Source organism: Clostridium sp. Marseille-P299, assembly GCF_900078195.1.
Classification (GTDB): Bacteria; Bacillota; Clostridia; order Lachnospirales; family Lachnospiraceae; genus Lachnoclostridium.
Map to the genome: position 1 here is coordinate 1610251 of NZ_FJVE01000007.1, position 21732 is coordinate 1631982.

The 21732-nt window shown below is 33.3% G+C and carries 21 protein-coding genes and 1 riboswitch; all 21 genes read left to right on the forward strand.

Features of this window, described 5'->3' with window-relative positions:
- The first annotated feature begins 1 nt into the window (after position 1).
- The 21 genes from BN4220_RS14915 to BN4220_RS15015 all read left to right on the forward strand — a co-directional run bounded on the left by BN4220_RS14915 (position 2) and on the right by BN4220_RS15015 (position 21723).
- Complete coding sequence (locus BN4220_RS14915; RefSeq protein WP_066718051.1) at positions 2-1210, forward strand: cobalt-precorrin 5A hydrolase; 1209 nt, start codon at positions 2-4, stop codon at positions 1208-1210.
- A complete protein-coding gene (cobJ, locus tag BN4220_RS14920) occupies positions 1203-1928 on the forward strand; it encodes a precorrin-3B C(17)-methyltransferase (protein WP_066718054.1) in 726 nt (241 codons plus the stop codon). Before BN4220_RS14915 ends, cobJ begins: the two co-directional genes overlap by 8 nt.
- Before the next feature lie 92 nt (positions 1929-2020).
- Positions 2021-4009 (forward strand): bifunctional cobalt-precorrin-7 (C(5))-methyltransferase/cobalt-precorrin-6B (C(15))-methyltransferase, encoded by a 1989-nt coding sequence (locus BN4220_RS14925; RefSeq protein ID WP_066718057.1) that lies wholly within the window; start codon positions 2021-2023, stop codon positions 4007-4009.
- Positions 4006-5379 carry a cobyrinate a,c-diamide synthase gene (locus BN4220_RS14930; protein ID WP_066718060.1) on the forward strand — a complete coding sequence of 458 codons (1374 nt, stop codon included), beginning with the start codon at positions 4006-4008 and terminating at the stop codon, positions 5377-5379. Before BN4220_RS14925 ends, BN4220_RS14930 begins: the two co-directional genes overlap by 4 nt.
- Positions 5380-5546: 167 nt before the next feature.
- A complete protein-coding gene (locus tag BN4220_RS14935; protein ID WP_066718063.1) occupies positions 5547-6188 on the forward strand; it encodes a precorrin-8X methylmutase in 642 nt (213 codons plus the stop codon).
- Positions 6189-6222: 34 nt separating this feature from the next.
- Positions 6223-6912, forward strand: coding sequence for a precorrin-2 C(20)-methyltransferase (gene cobI, locus BN4220_RS14940; protein ID WP_066718066.1), 690 nt, complete (start codon positions 6223-6225; stop codon positions 6910-6912).
- Between the two features lie 101 nt (positions 6913-7013).
- Positions 7014-8069 (forward strand): ABC transporter substrate-binding protein, encoded by a 1056-nt coding sequence (locus BN4220_RS14945; RefSeq protein ID WP_082812331.1) that lies wholly within the window; start codon positions 7014-7016, stop codon positions 8067-8069.
- On the forward strand, positions 8056-9051 hold the full coding sequence (locus BN4220_RS14950) for a FecCD family ABC transporter permease (protein WP_066718069.1): 996 nt from the start codon (positions 8056-8058) through the stop codon (positions 9049-9051). Before BN4220_RS14945 ends, BN4220_RS14950 begins: the two co-directional genes overlap by 14 nt.
- Entirely contained in the window at positions 9044-9811 is a 768-nt protein-coding gene (locus tag BN4220_RS14955) for an ABC transporter ATP-binding protein (protein WP_082812332.1), read from the forward strand. The genes BN4220_RS14950 and BN4220_RS14955 overlap by 8 nt, the downstream gene beginning before the upstream one ends.
- Positions 9812-9984: 173 nt before the next feature.
- Positions 9985-10182: riboswitch (cobalamin riboswitch) on the forward strand.
- A gap of 299 nt (positions 10183-10481) precedes the next feature.
- Positions 10482-11246, forward strand: coding sequence for an energy-coupling factor ABC transporter permease (locus tag BN4220_RS14960; RefSeq protein WP_066718072.1), 765 nt, complete (start codon positions 10482-10484; stop codon positions 11244-11246).
- A gap of 11 nt (positions 11247-11257) precedes the next feature.
- Positions 11258-11542, forward strand: coding sequence for an energy-coupling factor ABC transporter substrate-binding protein (locus BN4220_RS14965; protein ID WP_066718075.1), 285 nt, complete (start codon positions 11258-11260; stop codon positions 11540-11542).
- Positions 11535-12320: a cobalt ECF transporter T component CbiQ gene (gene cbiQ / locus BN4220_RS14970; protein WP_066718083.1), complete on the forward strand. Its 786-nt coding sequence runs from the start codon at positions 11535-11537 to the stop codon at positions 12318-12320. Before BN4220_RS14965 ends, cbiQ begins: the two co-directional genes overlap by 8 nt.
- Positions 12320-13171, forward strand: coding sequence for an energy-coupling factor ABC transporter ATP-binding protein (locus BN4220_RS14975; RefSeq protein ID WP_066718085.1), 852 nt, complete (start codon positions 12320-12322; stop codon positions 13169-13171). Before cbiQ ends, BN4220_RS14975 begins: the two co-directional genes overlap by 1 nt.
- A 261-nt stretch (positions 13172-13432) precedes the next feature.
- The gene (locus tag BN4220_RS14980) at positions 13433-14194 is read left to right on the forward strand and encodes a sirohydrochlorin cobaltochelatase (protein WP_242867840.1); all 762 of its coding nucleotides are present in this window, start codon (positions 13433-13435) and stop codon (positions 14192-14194) included.
- 245 nt (positions 14195-14439) lie between these two features.
- Positions 14440-15399, forward strand: coding sequence for a Gfo/Idh/MocA family protein (locus BN4220_RS14985; protein ID WP_066718091.1), 960 nt, complete (start codon positions 14440-14442; stop codon positions 15397-15399).
- Between the two features lie 69 nt (positions 15400-15468).
- Positions 15469-15978 (forward strand): ribosome maturation factor RimM, encoded by a 510-nt coding sequence (gene rimM, locus BN4220_RS14990; protein ID WP_066718094.1) that lies wholly within the window; start codon positions 15469-15471, stop codon positions 15976-15978.
- A gap of 86 nt (positions 15979-16064) precedes the next feature.
- Positions 16065-16841, forward strand: coding sequence for a tRNA (guanosine(37)-N1)-methyltransferase TrmD (gene trmD, locus BN4220_RS14995; RefSeq protein ID WP_066718107.1), 777 nt, complete (start codon positions 16065-16067; stop codon positions 16839-16841).
- Positions 16842-17567: 726 nt separating this feature from the next.
- On the forward strand, positions 17568-18494 hold the full coding sequence (locus tag BN4220_RS15000) for an ABC transporter permease (RefSeq protein WP_066718109.1): 927 nt from the start codon (positions 17568-17570) through the stop codon (positions 18492-18494).
- Positions 18495-18626: 132 nt separating this feature from the next.
- Positions 18627-19637 carry an ABC transporter permease gene (locus BN4220_RS15005; protein WP_066718111.1) on the forward strand — a complete coding sequence of 337 codons (1011 nt, stop codon included), beginning with the start codon at positions 18627-18629 and terminating at the stop codon, positions 19635-19637.
- Positions 19638-19649: 12 nt separating this feature from the next.
- Positions 19650-20747, forward strand: a complete 1098-nt coding sequence (locus BN4220_RS15010) for an ABC transporter ATP-binding protein (protein ID WP_082812334.1) — start codon at positions 19650-19652, stop codon at positions 20745-20747.
- A complete protein-coding gene (locus BN4220_RS15015) occupies positions 20734-21723 on the forward strand; it encodes an ABC transporter ATP-binding protein (RefSeq protein ID WP_066718113.1) in 990 nt (329 codons plus the stop codon). Before BN4220_RS15010 ends, BN4220_RS15015 begins: the two co-directional genes overlap by 14 nt.
- The last annotated feature ends 9 nt before the right edge of the window (positions 21724-21732 follow it).

Genomic DNA, 21732 nt, shown 5'->3' on the forward strand with positions numbered 1-21732 from the left:
GATGCCAGACATAAACGTTCAAACTAAGAGCTCTCTAAGAACAATGAAACTTCATATTATTAGTTTTACAAGAGCTGGAAGTGCATTGAATCAGAAATTATGTGAGGCGTTATCAAACCGTGACATTAGTTGTAAAGGCTATACGATGGAACGGTATGCAGAAATGTTTCAGTTATTTTCCTTAAATGATTCCCTTAGGAAGTGGACGGAAAATTCCTTTGAAGAATGTGATGCCATTATTTATATTGGAGCGTGTGGAATTGCTGTACGTGCAATTGCACCATTTGTAAAAGATAAATTTACAGATCCAGCAGTAATATCCATGGATGAGCTTGGAGGATATATCATACCTTTGTTATCAGGACATGTGGGTGGAGCAAACGAACTAGCAATGGAAATAGCCAATATTACTGGTGGGGTTGCGGTTATTTCAACGGCTACGGATGTGAATGGAGCCTTTGCAGTGGATGTCTTTGCAAAAAAGAATGAGTTAAAACTAACAAATAAAGAGTTAGCAAAGTTGATTTCTGCTGATATATTAGATGGGAAACATGTAACTTTTGAAACTGAATTACCAGTAGATGGAGAGTTTCCAGTGGGAATTGATGAGTTTATTGGAACGGCGTTTGTTAAGCGAAAAGAGACTGGTGATATAAATTTTGTAAGGACCGAAAATACAGAAAATACAGAAAATACAGAAAATATGGAAAATACAGAATTTACAGAAAATACGGACGAGCTTAGAAGTGCTTATAAAATACATGTTACATCAAAAAGCTCAATGGATGAAGAGCATTCTACATTGCAATTAATTCCACAGGTCATATGCTTAGGTATTGGTTGTAGGAAAAATACAAGAAAAGAAGATTTGGAATTGTTCGTGGACAAGGAATTAGAAAAACATAATATTTCAAAAGAAGCAATTGCTTACATTGCTAGTATTGATCTAAAAAAAGAAGAAGAGGCACTTTGTTTTCTAGCAGCGAAGTATAATAGTAAGTTTGTTACGTATTCTTCCGAGGAATTAAAACAAGTAAAGGGTGATTTTGAAGAATCTGACTTCGTGCATCAAACCACTGGTGTAGGAAATGTCTGTGAGCGTGCAACCTTATTAGTGAGTAATTATGGCTCGATGATTCAAAAAAAGATTGCAAGAGATGGAATGACATTAGCAATCACAAAGATAAATAGGAGGATTTTCTTTGAATAAATTATATGTGGTAGGGATTGGACCAGGCGAGTATGATCAGATGACGGTAAAAGCAATTAAGGCGTTAGAAGAAAGTGATGTTGTTGTGGGCTATACCGTTTATACGGATTTAATAAAACCTTATTTTGAAAGTAAAGAATACATAACAACCCCAATGACGAAAGAAAAAGATCGATGCATTCTAGCATTTGAAAAAGCGAGGGAAGGCTTAACGACATCCATGATTTGTAGCGGAGATGCAGGAGTTTATGGAATGTCAGGCTTAATACTTGAAATTGGAATATTATATCCAGAAGTAAAAGTCGAAATAATTCCGGGTGTAACGGCAGCTTCAAGCGGTGCAGCAGTATTAGGAGCACCACTGATTCATGACTTTGCAGTAATAAGTCTTAGTGATTTACTAACACCTTGGGAAAAGATTGAAAAAAGACTAAAATTTGCAGCAGCAGCAGATTTTGTTATCTGTCTTTATAATCCATCCAGTAAAAAGCGTAAAGATTACTTAAAAAAAGCTTGCGAAATTGTCCTTGAATCCGCAGATAAAGATACGATTTGCGGTATTGTTAAAAATATCGGTAGACTTGGTGAAACAATGGAAATTGTGACATTAGAAGAGCTAATGATTAAAGAAGTTGATATGTTTACTACAGTTTTTATTGGAAATTCACAAACAAAAAGAATAGGAAATTCTATAGTAACGCCTAGGGGATACCAATAGAAAAAGGTTGAAAAAGTATTTTAACCTGCGAAAGCACAAGGGTGTTTTGGTTTATTTTTAAGTTTCAAAACGGCAGAATGGAGGATAAATGCATGGGAGAAATACTTTTATTTGGCGGTACCGTAGAAGGAAGAACATTAGCGGAGTTTTTCGATAAGAATAAAATACCTACGTTTGTGTGCGTTACAACGGAGTACGGAGAACAATTGTTACCTGAGAGCAAGTACATAAGGACATCAGCAAAAGCTTTAAATGAACTTGAAATGAAAGCCTTAATTGATAATAATTCATTTGATATGGTAATTGATGCAACACATCCTTTTGCTGTGGTTGCTTCTGAAAATATACGTAATGTTTGCGAAGAAATGCAGATAGAATATGTTCGTGTTTTAAGAAGTAATGATTATAAAAGAGATGCAAATTGTGTTTGGGTAAAGGATTATAAAGGTGCGGTAGAGTATCTATCAAAGATGGAAGGTAATATTTTTATAACCACTGGAAGTAAGGAATTAAAAGAATTCACAAAATTAAATCAATATGAAAAGCGGTGTTTTGTACGCGTTCTTCCGACCGTATCTGTGGTAAAAGAGTGTAATCAATTAGGATTTTTAGATAATCACTTACTGTGTATGCAAGGACCCTTTGGGAAAGACATAAATCTTGCAATGTTAAAACAAGTAGGTGCCTCCTATCTTGTAACGAAAGAGTCAGGTACAAGTGGCGGCTTTGAAGAGAAAATAGAAGCAGCATTAGAAGCAAAGGTAACCCCGATTGTCATTGGACGACCAAAAGAAGAGAAGGGTTACTTAATCGAAGAAGTGATTACTAGGCTTAAGAAGAAGTACGGTATAAAACAGACAAGAAAAGTAAGCTTGCTTGGTATGGGTATGGGAAGTAAAGAAACAATCACTTTAGAGGGATTAAATGCTTTAGAAAACTGTGATGCAATTGTTGGTTCCCAACGGCTTCTGGAGCAATTAAAGGAATTTAAAAAGGAAACCTATGTTGCCATAAAGAATGAAGATATTGTTGATTATATTATAAAACATAAGGAAAAAGATCACATTGTGGTAGCTTTTTCAGGAGATATCGGATTTTACAGTGGTGCAAAGCGTTTACGACCATATTTAAAAGATTTTAAGGTAGAAGCAATTTCAGGAATCTCATCGTCAATTTACTTTTTAAATCGATTAGGTGTCCCATGGGAAGATGTTACTTTTATAAGTTTGCATGGCAGGAGCTTTGATATTGTTAGGGAGTTGCAAAACTCCAATAAGATATTTGCTTTATTGGGAGGAGATAAAAACATCCCTGATATTTGCTCTGAACTTATTCAACATGGTTATTCCGATGTAAGAATAAGTATTGGTGAGAATCTTTCTTATAAAGGCGAAAGAATTATAACTGGGACAGCGAAAGAGTTACTCTATACTACAGTTTCTAATATGGCGGTCATGTACCTAGAACATGATTCTCATAGTTTAAATGGTTCAAAGAAAGTGTCCTATGGAATGAGGGATGAAGAATTTATCCGTGATAAAACACCAATGACCAAAAGCGAGGTTCGTACCATTTCACTTTCTAAGTTAGAGCTTAGAGAAAACTCGGTTATATACGACATTGGTGCTGGAACTGGTTCTGTTTCTATCGAAGCAGCGATTCTTTCTAGAAGTGGCGAGGTATATGCGATTGAGAAGAAAGAAGAGGCGGTTTCATTAATCAATCAGAACAAGCAAAAGTTTGGTGTGAATAACCTTCACATTATACACGCTGAAGCGTCAGATGTTATAAAAGAACTGCCAAAACCAACCCATGCTTTTATTGGTGGAAGTTCTGGCAACTTAGCATGTATTATTTATGACTTACTTGATAAAAATCCAAGTATTAGAATTGTTTTAAATGTGATTGCATTAGAAACCTTAAGTGAAATTATTTCACTAGTAAAGCAATTACCAGTAAAAGATGTAGAAATAGTGCAAGCAATGATCTCAAAAGGAAAAAATGTAGGAGATTATAACTTAATGATGGGACAAAATCCTGTCTATATTATTTCATTTACAGGAGAAGGAAAAGATTTATGAAAAAGAATTTACCAAGAGTTATGCTAACTGCCATTGGAAGTGGAAGTGGTAAAACGATGATAACTTGCGGCTTATTACAAGCTTTAATAAATAGAGAATTAAAAGTTGCCTCGTTTAAATGTGGTCCAGATTATATTGATCCAATGTTTCATAGTCGGGTCATTGGAGCAAAATCTAGAAATTTAGATTCATACTTTTTAGAGGATGAAACACTTAAATATGTATTTGCAAAAACAGCAAAGGGTATGGATATATCGGTAATTGAGGGGGTTATGGGTTATTATGATGGCCTTAGCGGTCTTTCTACGAAGGCTAGCTCTTATGACATCGCCCGTATTACAGATACCCCAGTAATCTTAATTATCAATGCAAAAGGGATGAGCGGATCCATTCTTGCATTAATTAAAGGATTTTTAGAATACGTAGAGGATAGCAAAATTGCAGGAGTAATATTAAATCATATGACTTCTATGTATTATCCGATTATTAAAAAGGAGATTGAAGAAAAGTTACCAATCCGTGTATTAGGATATGTTGAAACACTTCCAGAAATGAAAATTGAAAGCAGACATTTAGGCTTAGTTTCACCAGATGAGGTGGTGCATTTTAGGGAAGATTTAGAGCATTTAGCAGAGGTGTTTGAAAAATCTTTGGACATTGATGCTATATTAGAACTTGCTTATAATGCAAAGGAACTTAAGTTTAAAGAACCTAAGATACCGCGAATAAAAGATAAGGTTCGTATTGGGATTGCAAGTGATGAAGCATTTACCTTTTATTATGAGGATAATTTTGATTTGCTCAGGCAGATGGGAGCAGAACTTACATTTTTCTCGCCATTGAAGGATGAAAAATTACCGGAAGAATGTGACGGTATTTGGTTAGGTGGCGGGTATCCAGAGAGGTTTGCAAAAGAACTTTCAAGGAATGTTACAATGCGAGATAGTATTCAAACAGCCATTGGAAAAGGAATGCCATGTATTGCAGAATGTGGAGGTTTTTTATATCTTCATAAAGAGTTAGAGGATGAGAGCTGTAAGTCTTATAAAATGGTATCAGTGATTGATGCAAAAGCCTATAAAACGGAAAGATTACAGCGATTTGGGTATGTTGATGTGACAACGAATAAAACATCAATCCTTGGTGAAGCCTTCATACATTTTCCAGCCCATGAATATCATTATTGGGATAGTGAGAACCCGGGTAACGATTGCACAGCGAATAAACGTGGAAGAGATCGAGAATATCCATGCATTCACTGCAATGGAAATTTATTTGCAGGATTTCCTCATTTATACCTTTATGGTAATATTGAAATGGCGTATCAATTCTTGGTAGCTTGTGCTACGTTTAAAGACGAAATAAAGTGATAGAGTACTTAGGAATGAAGTTTTTTACTTGACTAGGGAGCAGATAAAAGCTGAGAAATTATAGGTTAAAAAGCTTTTAGTTATAAGTAAATAAAGTTTACAACAAGTAGTATAAGCAGATTTAGGTTATCCGCTTTATCTGTAGAAAGGAATATGACGAATCATACATGAATATTAAATTGGATCAAGTTCTTCCAAGTGAGATTGAAAAACGAAGTTTTGAAATTATAACGGAAGAGTTAAAAGAAAGAGTATTCTTACCAGAGCAAGAACCTATTATAAAAAGAGTGATTCATACCACCGCAGATTTTGAATATGCAGATACTATGACATTTTCAAAAGATGCAGTGAAAAGGGGTTTAGATGCACTTAGGAATGGAGCTTGCATTGTTACGGATACAAACATGGTAAAGTCGGGAATTCATAAAAAAACCTTGGAGCGTTTTGGCGGTGAAGCAATTTGCTATATTTCAGACGAAGAAATAGCAAAGATGGCGAAATTAAATGGTACCACTAGAGCAGTGGCAAGTATGGATAAAGCTGCAACTTTAAACAAAAAGCTAATTTTTGCGATAGGAAATGCTCCTACAGCACTTATAAGAATTCATGAATTAATTCAGGAACATAAAATAAAACCAGAATTAGTAATTGGAGTTCCTGTAGGATTTGTAAATGTAGTTCAATCCAAGGAATTAATTATGAGCACAGATGTTCCATATATTGTTGCGAAGGGCAGAAAAGGTGGCAGCAATGTTGCTGCATCGATATGCAATGCATTGTTATATATGTTAGATAATAACAGGGATTGAAAGAGGTTATAAGAGACTAAAAGGAGAAACAAGAATGGATGAGCTAAAAAAAGGTAAATTATATGGCGTTGGCGTAGGACCGGGAGATCCTGAACTCTTAACTTTAAAAGCAGTTCGAGTTTTAAAAGAATGCTCTATCCTTGCACTACCAGCAGAGAGCAAGGAAACTTGTACTGCGTATGGAATTGTAAAAGATACCGTTGAGCAGATTGATAAAAAAGAATGTATTTATTTACAGTTTCCTATGACAAAGGATAAAGACATTTTAGAATATAGTCATAATAAAATTGTAAAACAGGTAGAAGAAAAGTTAAAAGCTGGTAAGGATGTAGCTTTTATTACATTAGGTGATACGACAATTTATTCCACCTTTATGTATTTGTACCATAAAATTAAGGAGTTTGGTTATGATACAGAAATTATAAATGGGATACCTTCGTTTTGTGCAATCGCTGCAAAATTAGGTATTTCACTTGGTGAAGCAGAGGAAGAAATACATATCATACCAGCGACTTATGGTGTGCAAAATGCATGCAATTATGACGGAACAAAGATTTTTATGAAAGCTGGAAGAAAATTAGAAGCCATTAAAGAGAGAAGTAAAGATAAAAATACTTATCTTGCGATGGTAGAAAATTGTGGTATGGAAGATGAAAAGATTGCAGTAGGAGCTGAGAATATAGAAACTACTGCTGGATATTATACAACTGTTATAATGAAATAAATTGACATTTTATATGAATTGAGATTTTCATATTATATGTTAAAATAAAAGAGATTTTAATTTGAAAGGTTAGGGGAGTTATCTCCGAATTAGGTAATTTTATGAAAAGAAACTTATTATTTTATGGTAGCTTAGTTGTATTATTATTTGGGCTTACTCTGAATGGATGTAGTAAAACTACGAATCCGAAGAATGACGTGAATAATGAAGTAAATAACGATTCAAACACTGAATCAAATAATGATACAGGTAATGATACTAACAATGAAGGAAACGCTGAATCAAATAATAGTAACAATACGAATGAATCTACCACTGCAGTGACATTTACTGATGCTTTAGGAAGAGAAGTTACTGTAGATCAGCCGAAAAAGGTTGCAGCCCTTATGGGTAGTTTTGCAGAAGTTTGGGTGTTATCCGGCGGTGAATTGGCTGGAGTTACAGAGGATGCAACAAGTGAAAGAGAGCTTACATTAGGTGATGATGTGACTCTACTTGGTACAATGCAAGCACCAAATATTGAAAAGCTTATTGAAGCAGATATTGATTTTGTTATTTTATCTTCTAATGTTGCAGAACATGTGAAATTAAAAGATACACTTGAACTAGCAGGAATTAATTGTGCGTACTTTAATGTTGAAAGCTTTGATGATTATCTTTCCATGTTAAAGATTTGCACAGATATCACTGGAGATAAGGACAGCTACACAAAAAATGGTGAAAATGTAAAGGCAGAAATAGACGCAGCCATTGCTAGAAAACCACAAGGCGCTGCCCCTACTGTTTTATTTTTACGAGCTTTTTCCACTGGTATTAAAGCTAAGGGAAGCGACAGTATGACTGGTATCATGCTAAAAGATATGGGATGCATAAATATTGCAGACAGTGATGAAAGTTTATTAGAAGACATAAGTATGGAAAAAATTATTGAAGAAGACCCTGATTATATCTTCGTAGTTACTATGGGTAGTTCAGAAGAAAAAGCATTTGAAATGATTGATAAAACCCTAACATCTAACCCAGCTTGGAGTGAGTTAAAAGCGGTGAAAGAAAATCATTATGTGGTACTTCCAAAACAATTATTCCACTTAAAACCAAATAATAAGTGGGGAGCAAGCTATGAAATATTAGCTGATATTTTATATGGAGAAAATTAAGCAAAGGACATGGATTCTTGTCTTTGGAGTAATTTTAATTTTTATAATTATCATAAGCTTATTTGTTGGAAGTGCATCCATTTCACCAAAGCAATTGTTTTCAATGATTGTAAATAGAGAAAATAGTAAGGCATTACGAATTATGTTATATGTACGAATTCCAAGAGTTTTTGGTGCAGTATTTGCAGGAGCTGGACTAGCGGTATCTGGTAGCATCATTCAATCCGTACTTAATAACTCCTTAGCTGGGCCAAATATTATAGGTGTAAATGCAGGAGCTGGCTTCGCTATTGTATTATTTAGTTCCATATTTCCTTATAGTATATCAGCACTACCTTTCGTTGCCTTTATTGGAGCTTTAATCACTGTACTTCTTGTCTATTATATGGCAAGAAAGACAGGAGTTTCTAAAATAACATTAGTTTTAGCTGGAATAGCGATTAATAGCCTTTTAAATGCTGCTTCTGATGCAGTAATTACCTTTGTGCCAGATGCATTGGTAAATAGTTATGCATTTCGTATTGGTGGTTTAAGTGGAGTAAATAGCAAAGTTTTAATTCCTGCTTGTATCTGTATTGGTATTAGCATTTTAGTAGCAATATGTTTGCATAATGAAATGGATGTTCTATCACTTGGAGAGGATACTGCAAAAAGTTTGGGCTTGCCAGTTGGATGGTATCGCTTTTTACTTTTATTACTTGCGGCTATGCTTGCAGGAGCCTCGGTAAGTTTTGCAGGTTTATTAGGTTTTGTAGGATTAATCATTCCACATATTTCACGACACTTTGTTGGGTCAGAAGGTAAATATCTGCTTCCTACATCGGCGCTATTAGGTGCAAGCTTTCTAACCTTTTGTGATTTGGTTGCAAGGAAATTATTTGCACCATATGAAATTTCAGTAGGAATTATCTTATCATTTCTTGGTGCACCTTTCTTCTTATATCTATTAATACGAAAGAGAGGAAAAGGATTCCATGATTAGTTTAAAAAATATAAAAGCCGGATATGGACAAAAGATTACATTAGACAATATCAACTATGACTTTTCAGAAGGTAAAATAACTGCAATAGTTGGTATGAATGGCTGTGGGAAAAGTACATTACTAAAGACTATGGTTGGATTAATGACACCCTTAAATGGTCAGGTTTTTATTGACAATCAGGATATCAAGTTATTATCTGACCAAAAAAGAGCACAGCAAATTGCATACTTACCTCAAAATCGAAACGTTCCTGTAATAAGTGTTGGCCGTATGGTTTTACATGGTAGATTTCCGTATCTATCTTATCCAAGACGTTATAAAAAAGAAGATTATGATATTGCAAATCGTGCCATGGAACGAATTGGAATTACAGCGTTAAAAGACAGGAATATGGCAGAGTTATCAGGTGGAGAACGTCAAAAGGTGTATTTAGCCATGGCATTTGCACAAGAAACAAAAACTATTTTACTAGATGAGCCTACGACGTTTTTAGATATTAATTATCAGTTAGAAATAATGAAATTATTAACTGACTTAAAAAACGAGGGTAAGACTGTAATAACTGTTATCCATGATATTGGAGCAGCATTATCAATTGCTGATCAAATCGTAGTTATGGAAGCTGGTAAAATTAAAATGAGTGGTGTGCCAGAAAAGATTTATGAATCTGGGATATTAGAACAAGTATTTCATATAAAAGAACATTGCTTTTTCGATGAAAATAAGAAAAAGCATTACTATTTTACCTTTAAATCGTAATATTATATTATTAATTATCATATTTTTGAATCCACATGAATAGAATTAATTATGAAATACAAGCATGGGGTTCGTATATTAATATAGAAGCTAAGATAGGCAATTGCCCCAAAACGCATGAGGCACCTGCCTAACTTGAGAAATTGACATTTTATAGATTATCATATAAAATGGGTTGAAAAATATTATTAGGTGTACGTTATATGTATATATAACTGTAAGAATAGGGAAGTTGGGTGAAATACCCACGCGGTACCGCCGCTGTATTAGTATCAGAGCTATCATATATGCCACTGTGGTTACACACGGGAAGGCATGATATGCTTGATGACGCTTAAGCCAGAAGACCTGCCTAATAATCATAGAAGTTAAGTATTCGTTATTAATTGTAATACTAACTTCAAGTTGCACAGCTACGGATTATAGCAGGTGTAATAAAAGTAGCTGCTCTTTTGTAAGCTTTTTTATGATGCCTTTTCTATTATAGAAAAGGTTTTTTTATTTCATAGAAGATCAACAGCAATTTTGTTAAAAAGAGCAGATACCTTATTATAAAGAACTCTAGAAAAGATGGAGTTCTAGGTTGAAAAAAATCATTTCAACCGGCAAAAAGCATATAACATACTTTTTGCTTAGGAATAGCTGCCTAGTGGTAGCAAGGAGGTCTATAATGACAAGAAAAGAAAAACAATGGATTGCTTTGTCAATCCTCATTGCATGCCTTTTTGGTGTAACACAAAAAGCTTATGCGATGCACATTATGGAAGGGTATTTACCTTTTGGATTTTGTATTGCATGGGGGGTAATATGCTTACCATTTTTAGTAACAGGTTTCATTAGAATCAAGAAGATTATAGTAAACCAACGAAAAACTTTATTAATTTTAGCTATGGTTGGGGCTTATGCTTTTGTGCTTTCTGCATTAAAAATCCCAAGTGTTACAGGTTCCTCAAGTCATCCAACTGGAACAGGGCTGGGGGCAATATTATTTGGTCCGACGCCTATGGCTGTAATTGGAGTCATTGTACTATTATTTCAGGCTATTTTATTAGCTCATGGCGGGTTAACGACTTTAGGTGCAAATACTTTTAGTATGGCGGTTGCAGGGCCAATTGTCAGTTTTGGAATATATAAATTATGTAGTAGATTAAAAATAAATAAACTCGTAGGAATATTTTTAGCAGCTTCAATTGGGGATTTATTTACATATTGTATGACAAGTTTTCAATTAGGTTTCGCATATCCAAGTGAAGTCGGTGGAGTGATTGCTTCCGTTGGCAAGTTTTTAGGAATATTTGCAGCAACTCAAATTCCTTTAGCAATCATAGAAGGAATATTAACCGTTGTGGTAGTGATTGGTTTAGAAACCTATGCAAAACCAGAATTAACGGAGTTAAAGTATTTTAAAAATTATGCCAGTTCTGTGGAACGATAATGGAGGTTCGTATGCAAAAAAGAGGGAAACTAGTTCTTATATTATTAGTTTTATGTGTAATGATTACAGTGATACCATTGATTTTAATTAAAGACTCAGAGTTTGGAGGTGCTGATGGAGCAGCAGAAGAAATAATAACTGAAATTAAGCCAGACTATGAACCATGGGCAGCGAGTTTGATCGCGCCCCCTGGAGGAGAAACTGAAAGTTTACTGTTTTGTTTACAAGCAGGAATCGGTTGTATTATACTAGGATATGGTTTTGGATACTTAGTAGCTAGGAAAAAATATGCATAATCATATGCTTCATATTGACACAATAGCGCAAAACTCCAAATTAAATAATGTAAATCCAGGGTTAAAGATTGGTGTTGGTATTTTATCATTGATTTTGTGTGTTTTATCAGAAGCTTGGGTATTTCATATAATGATTGCCGTCATTATGATGATTACTGTGATAAGATACTCACATCTTAAAATTAATAATTACATCAGATTGTTATTAGTACCATCCCTATTTATACTGTTAAGTGGTATTGCAATATTGATTCTATTTTCTCCTGTAAAACTCGGTTTTTTAGATATCCCCTTTGCAGGTTGGTATTTATCAATTACTGTAAACTCACTTAGTAAAACATTAATAGTAATCATAAGAGCATACGCATCCATAACCTGCTTATTTATGATTAGTTTAACAACACCAATGTCAGACATCATACATGTATGTAGACAAATCAAAATACCTGAAATTATAATAGAATTAATGTATCTTATCTACCGATTTATAATGATATTATTCGATGCCCACAGTAAAATGACGATAGCAGCGGATAGCAGGCTAGGATATATAAATCTTAAAAATACTTATATTTCGATGAAAGGGATTGCTATGAATTTATTATCTCTTTCCTTTCAAAAGGCATCCGTAAGTTTTGATGCTATGGAATCACGTGGGTATATCGGTAAGTTAAATTTTTATAGGGAAGATAAACCAATACATAAAAAAGAACTTATCTTATCAATTGTATATCTAATTCTTATTGGTTTTGTTTTTCTTATAGAGAGGAAATTGTAATGAAGGAGTGTATATTAGAATTAAAAAATGCTTCTGTTTCCTATGATGGAGAGCATCAGGCACTGCATAATATTAATGTTAAAATTAATAAAGAGGAGCGTATTGCTGTGTTAGGAAACAACGGAGCCGGAAAATCAACCTTTTTCCTTTGTCTAAATGGGGTTTTACCACTCCAAAATGGAGAGTTAATTATAAATGAATATAAAATTAAACGCCAGAAAAAAGACTTAGCAATGCTTCGAGAAAAAGTTGGGTTTGTATTTCAAGATCCAGATAGCCAAATGATAGCTACTACCGTTGAAAGTGAAATTTCCTTTGGCTTAATGAATAGAAATTTACCTAAGGAAGAAGTAAAAAATAGAATAAATCAAATCCTTCAAGAACTTGATTTAGATAAATTAAGAAAGACAGCTCCACATTATTTAAGTGGCGGTGAGAAGAAAAGAGTCAGTATAGCCGATATTTTAGTTATGAATCCAGAGGTACTTTTGCTAGATGAGCCAACAGCCTCCTTAGATGGTAAGAATATTAGAGTATTTGAAGAAATTTTAAAGGGGCAATCATTAAAAGGAATCACTATTCTTAGTTCCACTCATGACATTAATTTTGCTTGGAAATGGGCGAATCGCATTTTAGTATTTCATGAGGGTGAAATAATAGCGGATGATATACCTGAAAAGATATTTGCAAATGAAGAACTTCTTGTCAAAGCTTCATTAAAAAAACCAGCTTTGTATCAGTTTACTGAGTTGATATGTAAGAAGTTTAATAAAGATTTACCTTTCATGATACCTAAGGATGAGAAACAATTAGAGGGGCTTATTACTCAAGTAAGTACAATGCATATTTAACATAAAGAGACTGGAAATAGGATATAATTAGATTCTCTTTTGAGCTTTGTTACAGACTATATAAAAGATAAATCAGTTGAGGATAAATTGAACAGATAAATTTAATAGATAAAGAAAATAGGAAAAATAGATAAATAGTATAGTAAAATAAAATTTAAAAAATAGATAAATAGAATAGCAAAATAAAATTTTAAAAATAGAAAGGGCTGCCATTTCTTAAATGTAATCCCTTTATAAGTGGCAGTTGTATTTAGTTTGAAAATGAAAGATCATGGAATATTAATTGTAAGTTTTGGGACAACAAATAAAAATGCAGAAGAAAAAAGTATATTAGCTTTAGAGAAGTATATAAGAGAGCGCTATCATAATAGTATGATCCTTCATGCATACACAAGTACTATCATACGAAAAATTATGAAAAAACGTGGTGAAACTATTCTTAGCATAGAAGAAGCCTTGGATATCCTAAAGGAGAATGGTATAAGAGAAGTATCCATACTCCCAACACATCTTATATATGGTGAGGAATATGAAAAAATCCAAGGAATGGTTGATAAGTATAGATTACTGTTTGAAGACATAAGATTAGGAGCTCCGTTACTTAAAGATGCAGAGGATATAAAAACCATTGCAAACATTTTACATACGGAGTATCCTATGGAGGAGGATGAATGTCTTGTATTAATGGGGCATGGGACGGAGCATTTTTGTAATACAGTTTATGCGGCAATGGAATATACTTGTCATGAACAAGGATATAAAAATATGTTTGTTGGAACAATAGAGGCATATCCTGAATTAGATGTTGTTATTAAAAAGGTGAAAGAAAACAATTATAAAAAGGCTACATTAATACCATTTATGTTTGTAGCAGGTGATCATGCGATAAATGATATGGCTGGCGAAAAAGAAACTAGTTGGGTAAATCAATTGATTAAAAATGGTATTGAAACTACGACAGTGCTTAAAGGACTCGGGGAATACGAGAGAATAAAAGAGTTATATTGTAAACATATTGTGTAATATAGATTTTCAATACTATAAATAAGACTTTAATAAAGATCTTAATAAAGATTTTACTAAAGATTATAATTAGAGTTGCGATATTATCAGTAACAAAATACGTTTTTTCTAAAATAAATTCTATAATCACCATCTATTTCGAATAAATACGTTGTAGATGGTGATTTTTATAGTATAATTATAGTTGACAATTATTTAATCTAATTACGAAAAAAGGTCGATAAAGTACCAGAATTGAGGATATTATGAAACAAATAACATGGGGAATGATTGGTTGCGGAGACGTAACAGAAATTAAAAATGGACCGGGTCTCTACCTTGCAAAAAATTCATGTTTAAAAGGAATTACGAATCGAACAATTTCAAAAGCAGAAGAATGGGTGAAACGTCATAATCATGGAATTGTATATCAATCAGTGGACGAGCTATTAGCAGACGATGATATTGATATTGTATATATAGCAGTTACTCCAGATAAGCATATGGAATATGCACTTGCTTGTGCGAAGGCTGGTAAGCATTGCTTGATTGAAAAACCTTTAGCGATGAATTATGAACAAGGGTTAGAAATTAAGAAGGCATTCGAAGATGCTGGCAAGAAAGCGTTTGTTGCTTTTTACAGAAGGTCACTGAATAAATTCCAAAAGGTAAAACAGTTGATGGAAGGTGGCAGAATAGGTAAAGTAGAAGCAATTAATGTGATAAGATATGTTCCTGCATTAAAAGATAAAGAGCAATGGAGAATGAAAGAATGTATTTCAGGAGGTAATATTTTTACAGAAACCGATATCCATACACTAGATTTTATTGATTATATCATGGGTGAAATAGAAGAGTTTCAGTATACGAAACATATTTCAAATAAAGAGAATCATTCTTTTGATTCCTTATCCCTTAATTTAAAATTTAAAAATGGATGTATTGGATCTGGGATGTGGCTATATAACTGTGAAAAAAGTTTAGATCGTTTTGAAATCATTGGTAGAGAAGGTATTTTGCAATTCCAAGTGTTTAATGGCGCGTCACCAATCTTAGTCATTGATAACAATGGAACAGAAACTATAGTTGTAGAAGATTCAGCTCATGTTGGACTTAATATGCAGCAGCTGATTGTAGATGAACTAAATGGTTGTGGCAGTTTTCCAGCTACGATTGAATCATCACTTAGAAGTTTATATATTGCGGATACAATATATCGAAAATAAAAGGGCGACTTTACAGATACTAAAATAAATAATATAATAAACAACGAACGAAACGAAAGGAAAAAAGCAATGGAAAAATTATTAAGAGTTGGTGTTATTTCCTCTACTCATGGTGTAAGAGGGGAAGTAAAAGTATTTCCAACAACAGACGATTTAGAACGTTTTAAGGACCTAAAACAGGTTATATTAGATACAGGGAAAGAAATGAAAGAACTTGAAGTGACAGGCGTGAAGTTTTTTAAACAATTCGCTATCTTAAAGTTCAAAGGAATCGATAATATCAATGACATTGAAAAATATAAAGGAAAAGACTTGCTTGTGACACGTGAAAATGCAGTTGATTTAGATGAAGGAGAATTCTTTATATGTGATTTAATTGACTGTACTGCTGTGAATGAATCCGGTGAAGTACTTGGTACTTTAACAGAAGTTTTGCAAACGGGCGCAAATGATGTATTTGTTATTAAAAAAGAAAATGGAAAAGAATTATTAATTCCATATATTAAAGATTGCGTGTTAGATGTTAACATAGAAGAAAAGAAGATAACTGTTCATGTTTTAGACGGACTTGATAGTTAATTATTAAAATTAAAGGGATATCATATAAATAATAGTTTGACTAGTTTGAAGGTGTGATATTTTAAAATAGAAAGAGGTTTGGATACATGAATTATCATGTAATGACATTGTTCCCAGATATGATTAATCAAGCGCTTGATACGAGTATTATGGGAAGAGCGATGGAAAAAGGCTTGATTCATTTAAATACAATTAATATAAGAGACTTTTCTGAAAATAAACATAATCGAGTGGATGATTATCCTTACGGCGGGGGAGCAGGAATGGTAATGGCTGCAGGCCCTGTTTATCGAACATATCAACATGTGATGAAACAAATCAATGATAGACAGGATGCTGTAAAAGATGAAACAGTGAAAAAGCAACCAAGAGTTGTATATGTAACGCCTCAAGGAAAGTTATTTCATCAGACTATGGCAGAAGAATATGCAAAAGAAGAGGACATAATATTCTTATGCGGACATTATGAAGGAATTGATGAACGGGTTCTTGATATGATTGTAACAGATTATGTCTCCATTGGTGATTATGTTTTAACAGGTGGTGAACTTCCTGTTATGGTTATGATCGATGCAATTTCAAGATTAATACCTGGAGTATTAAATAATGAGACTTCTGCAGAATTTGAAAGTTTACAGGATAACTTATTAGAATATCCACAATATACGCGTCCAGAAACTTTTATGGATCAAAAGGTGCCTGAAGTATTGTTATCTGGACATCATGCGAAGATAGAGGCTTGGCGACGAGAACAATCTATTATTCGGACCTTAAAGAATCGCCCAGAATTATTAGCTGATGCTGTATTATCGAAAAAAGAAAAAGCGTTTTTAGAACAGCTGTTAAAGGAAGAAAAGTACTAAGTGGAGTTTAGTTAATTCTAAAAAAACACAAAAAATCATGGTTAAGATCAATCTTATCTTAGCCATGATTTTTTTTCGTTCATTTACTATAAAATCATTTAATTTAATAATCATAAGAATAAAAATGCATAAAAATTAATGCTTTATAATAATTAATGCTAAAATATAACAAAATATGAGTAAATATATAGATAAATATACAATATATTAGTTGTAAATGTAAGAAAAATAAAATTTATAGAAAATATAGTTTATATAAATCTTATGATAAATATTATCAATAACAAGAAATGAATTTTTATAAATTAAAATCAACATTAAAGTCGATTAAGTTGCTTATATACAGTAGATTAAAAATAATCAATTTATAATTATACATGATTCATGTATCTCTATCCAAATTATACACAGAAAAGAAAAAATATACAAAAAAAGATTGACAATCATAACCAAAAAACTTAAAATACATATATCTAGCATTGTTTAATACACTAAAGTATTGATTCATTAAATAATTGAAGAATAAAACGATGTACTTACTTTACGTGTGAAGTAAGTTTTTTCTAAATTTAATTAATATCATATGATTTACTTAAATACTGCTGGAAGTAAGATTTTATTACTTTATGTGATAGGAATAAAAAGTGCAAAAGAAAAACTCTTTAGCACAGTTGTTTACAGCATTTCTTGTTGTAATCATCGAATTAATGTTTTGGAGGGAAAGAGATGGGAAAATATCTAATTAAAAGAATAGGTGCTGCTATCTTTACAATATTTGTTGCTGCAACTATTACATTTTTCATTATGCACTTTGTGCCAGGTGATCCATTTATGTCAGAAAAGGCAACAACACCTGAGGTAAAGGAGGCACTCTACGCAAAGTATGGATTAGATAAACCACTAATTGTACAATATTTTAATTATATGAAAAACCTTTTAAAAGGTGATTTCGGTATCAGCTATAAGCTTTCGAAAAACCGCCCAATTTCCGCAATTATCGGTGAATCGTTTCCTGTATCTGCAAAAGTAGGGATGTGGGCTGTTTTATTTGCAGTAACATGTGGTGTTCCACTTGGATGCGTAGCTGCACTTAGAAGATCAAAATGGCAAGATAACGCAATTCGTGTACTATCTACGATAGGAATCGCAATACCAGGTTTTGTAGTTGCAACTGGTACGATGATTCTATTTTCAGTTCAATTAAAATGGCTCCCAGCTACATGGTCAGGAAAAGCATCTAGTTATATTCTTCCTGTATTTACGCTGGGTTTTTATCCGATGTGTTACATTACCAGGTTAATGCGCTCTAGTATGTTAGACGCCATGGGGCAAGATTTTATTCGTACAGCAAAAGCAAAGGGAATGAGTGAATTTATCGTAACATTTAAACATGCACTCAAGAATTCTTTAATTCCAGTAATTACATATTTAGGACCATTGGTTGCAAGTATTTTAACTGGTGGATTTGTTGTAGAGCAAGTGTTTAACATTCCAGGTCTTGGTAGATATTTTGTAAAAGCAATCACTGCAAGAGATTATATGGTAATCATGGGTACGACAATCTTTTTAGCTACTTTTATTATTCTAATGAATTTGGTTTGTGATCTCCTATATAAACTTGTAGATCCAAGAATTAAATTAGGAGAAGAATAATAGAGTAGAAATCAAAGAATGTTAATTCAGCCTATATAAGGAGCTAGGTTGAAGAAGACATCTCAATCAGCAATAAGTACAGAGTTACTTTTGTTTTAGAATTGAACTGCCTAATGGAACATGGAGGATACAATGATATTAAAGAATACAAAATTATTAAGTGTGCAAGTTGATGTTAGCGGAAGGGATTTTGAACCAGTTACATCAAAAGAGCAAGAAGATTTAAACGTTATGTCAGAAAACACGAGTTACTGGCAAGATGCTTGGAGAAGATTAAAGAAGAATAAGATTGCAATGGTCTCTCTCGTGGTAATAATATTATTTATTTTATTTGCGTTTATTGGACCAATGCTATCACCTTATACATATGACCAACAATTAAGAGGAGAAAATAACTTAAAGCCATCCTTTGCACATCCTTTTGGAACGGATAACTTAGGTCGTGATTTATTGGTTCGAGTTATGTACGGTGCTAGAATCTCGATTATTATTGGTGTAGGTGCATCGATTATCGTATTGATTATTGGCTCTATATATGGAGCAATTTCAGGGTTAATTGGTGGAGCTGTAGATAACTTTATGATGAGAATTGTTGAGCTTATCTATTCCCTTCCAGATATTTTAATTATTATATTACTTCGTCTAGTAATTGAAGATCCCCTTAAGAAAGCATTTGATTCAGGTAAGGCTTTGGGGGGATTGCAAAAGCTAGGACCTGGTATTGTAGCTATATTTATTGTATATGGTCTTTTATATTGGGTTGGTATGGCTAGAATCGTTCGTGGTCAAGTACTTCAATTAAAGCAAATGGAGTATGTAAATGCTGCAAAGGCTTTAGGTTCAAATAATGCACGCTTAATTAAAAAGCATTTATTACCGAACTGTATTGGCCAATTAGTTGTTACAACAATGCTTCAAATACCATCCGCTATTTTTACAGAAGCCTTTTTAAGCTTTATTGGACTTGGTGTTGCGGCTCCGATGGCTAGTTTAGGATCTTTAGCATCGGATGCACTTAATGGTATTCAAGCGTATCCATACCGCTTATATTTTCCAGCAATTGCAATTAGTATCATCATCTTAGCATTTAATTTATTTGGTGATGGTTTACGAGATGCACTTGATCCAAAGATGAAAAAGTAGGAGGTGGATAGAATGAATTTCAAAAACGAAAACAAATTCCAAAAAGATAAACAAAACGTTACATTAAATTCTCAAAACGATAATCTAAATGAATCAAGTTCAGAAGATAATTTATTAGAAGTTAAGGACTTAGAGGTTTCATTTTTTACATATGCAGGTGAAGTAAAAGCGGTTAGAAAAATTAATTATTCCTTAAAAGCTGGGGAAGTAATGGGTATCGTAGGTGAGTCTGGTAGTGGTAAATCCGTATCATCCTATGGGCTTATGGGGATTATTCCCGACCCAGGAAAGATTATTGGTGGAAAAATTATTTTTGATGGGAAAGAAATCACCTCTTTAACAGAAAAAGAGATGTTAAAGATTCGAGGGAAAGAAATCGGTATGATATTCCAAGACCCAATGACTTCCTTAAATCCTGTATTTACAGTTGGTAATCAAATCAATGAATCATTAAAAAAGCATACCTCTTTAAATAAAGAAGAACGTGAAAAACGAATTATTGAGTTATTCCAATTAGTAGGTATTAATCAGCCAGAGAAGCGTATGAATCAATATCCCCATGAATTTTCTGGTGGTATGAGACAGCGTGTTATGATTGCAATGTCATTGGCTTGCAATCCAAAGTTATTAATAGCAGATGAACCAACAACTGCGCTGGATGTTACAATACAAGCACAAATTATTGAATTACTGAAAGAATTAAAAACTAAAATAAATATGAGTATCATCTTCATCACCCATGATTTAGGTGTTATTTCTGAAATATGCGATCGAATTTCTGTAATGTACGCAGGTAATATTATTGAAACAGGTACCGTTGATGATATCTTCTATAATCCAAAACATCCTTATACCTTAGGATTATTAAAATCAATCCCTAAAGTAAATACAGAAAGTCATGAACGATTAATACCAATTGATGGTAACCCAGTGGACTTAATTCATCCACCAAAGGGGTGTGCATTTGCACCTCGTTGTAAGCAATGTATGAAAATTTGTATGGAAAAGGTACCTCCAATTTGTCATATTGAACCTGGGCATGATAGTAGTTGTTGGCTCAGCGTGAAAGAAGAATATGAAAAGGAGGTGGCAGCTCATGGGAACAAATAAAACAGAAGAAAAATTAATAGAGATTAAGAATCTAAAAAAATATTTTCCAGTGAAAAATGGATTTATGAAAACAGCTCAAGTAAAAGCGGTTGATGATGTAAGCCTTTATATTAAAAAAGGTGAAACACTTGGATTAGTAGGTGAAAGTGGTTGTGGAAAGACAACATTAGGAAGAACCATTTTAAGACTTCATGAACCAACCTCTGGTCAAATACTATATCATGGCGAAGACATAACAAAAGAAAATATGTTGCCTTATCGTAGAAAAATGCAAATTATATTTCAGGATCCATATGCATCATTAAATCCTAGAATGACGGTTGGTGATATTATCGGGGAACCTCTTGATATCCACAAGATGTGTAAAGATAAAAAGGAACGCCAAGAAAAGATTTATCAATTGTTAGAAACTGTAGGTTTAAATAAGGAACACGCTGACCGTTATCCTCATGAATTTTCTGGTGGACAACGACAAAGAATTGGTATTGCAAGAGCATTAGCAGTTGATCCTGAGTTTATCGTTTGTGATGAGCCTATTTCAGCACTTGACGTGTCTATTCAAGCACAAATAGTTAATATGCTAGAAGATTTACAAGTAGAAAGAGGATTTACATATCTTTTTATCGCTCACGATTTATCCGTTGTACAACATATTAGTGATCGTATTGGTGTTATGTATTTGGGACATCTAGTTGAACTTACAAGTAGCAGTGAACTTTATAAAAAACCATTACATCCATATACGCAGACATTATTATCTGCGATACCAATTGCAGATCCGAAAACTAGTAGAACAAAGAAACGAATGATTTTAAAGGGAGATATTCCAAGCCCTCTAAATCCACCAAGTGGATGTACATTCCGTACAAGGTGTCCATACGCTACAGAGCTATGTAGTAAAGAAGCTCCAAATTTAAGAGAATATGAAAGTGGTCATTTTGTCGCTTGTCATAACATTAAAAAAATCAATGGATAGAGTTGCAGT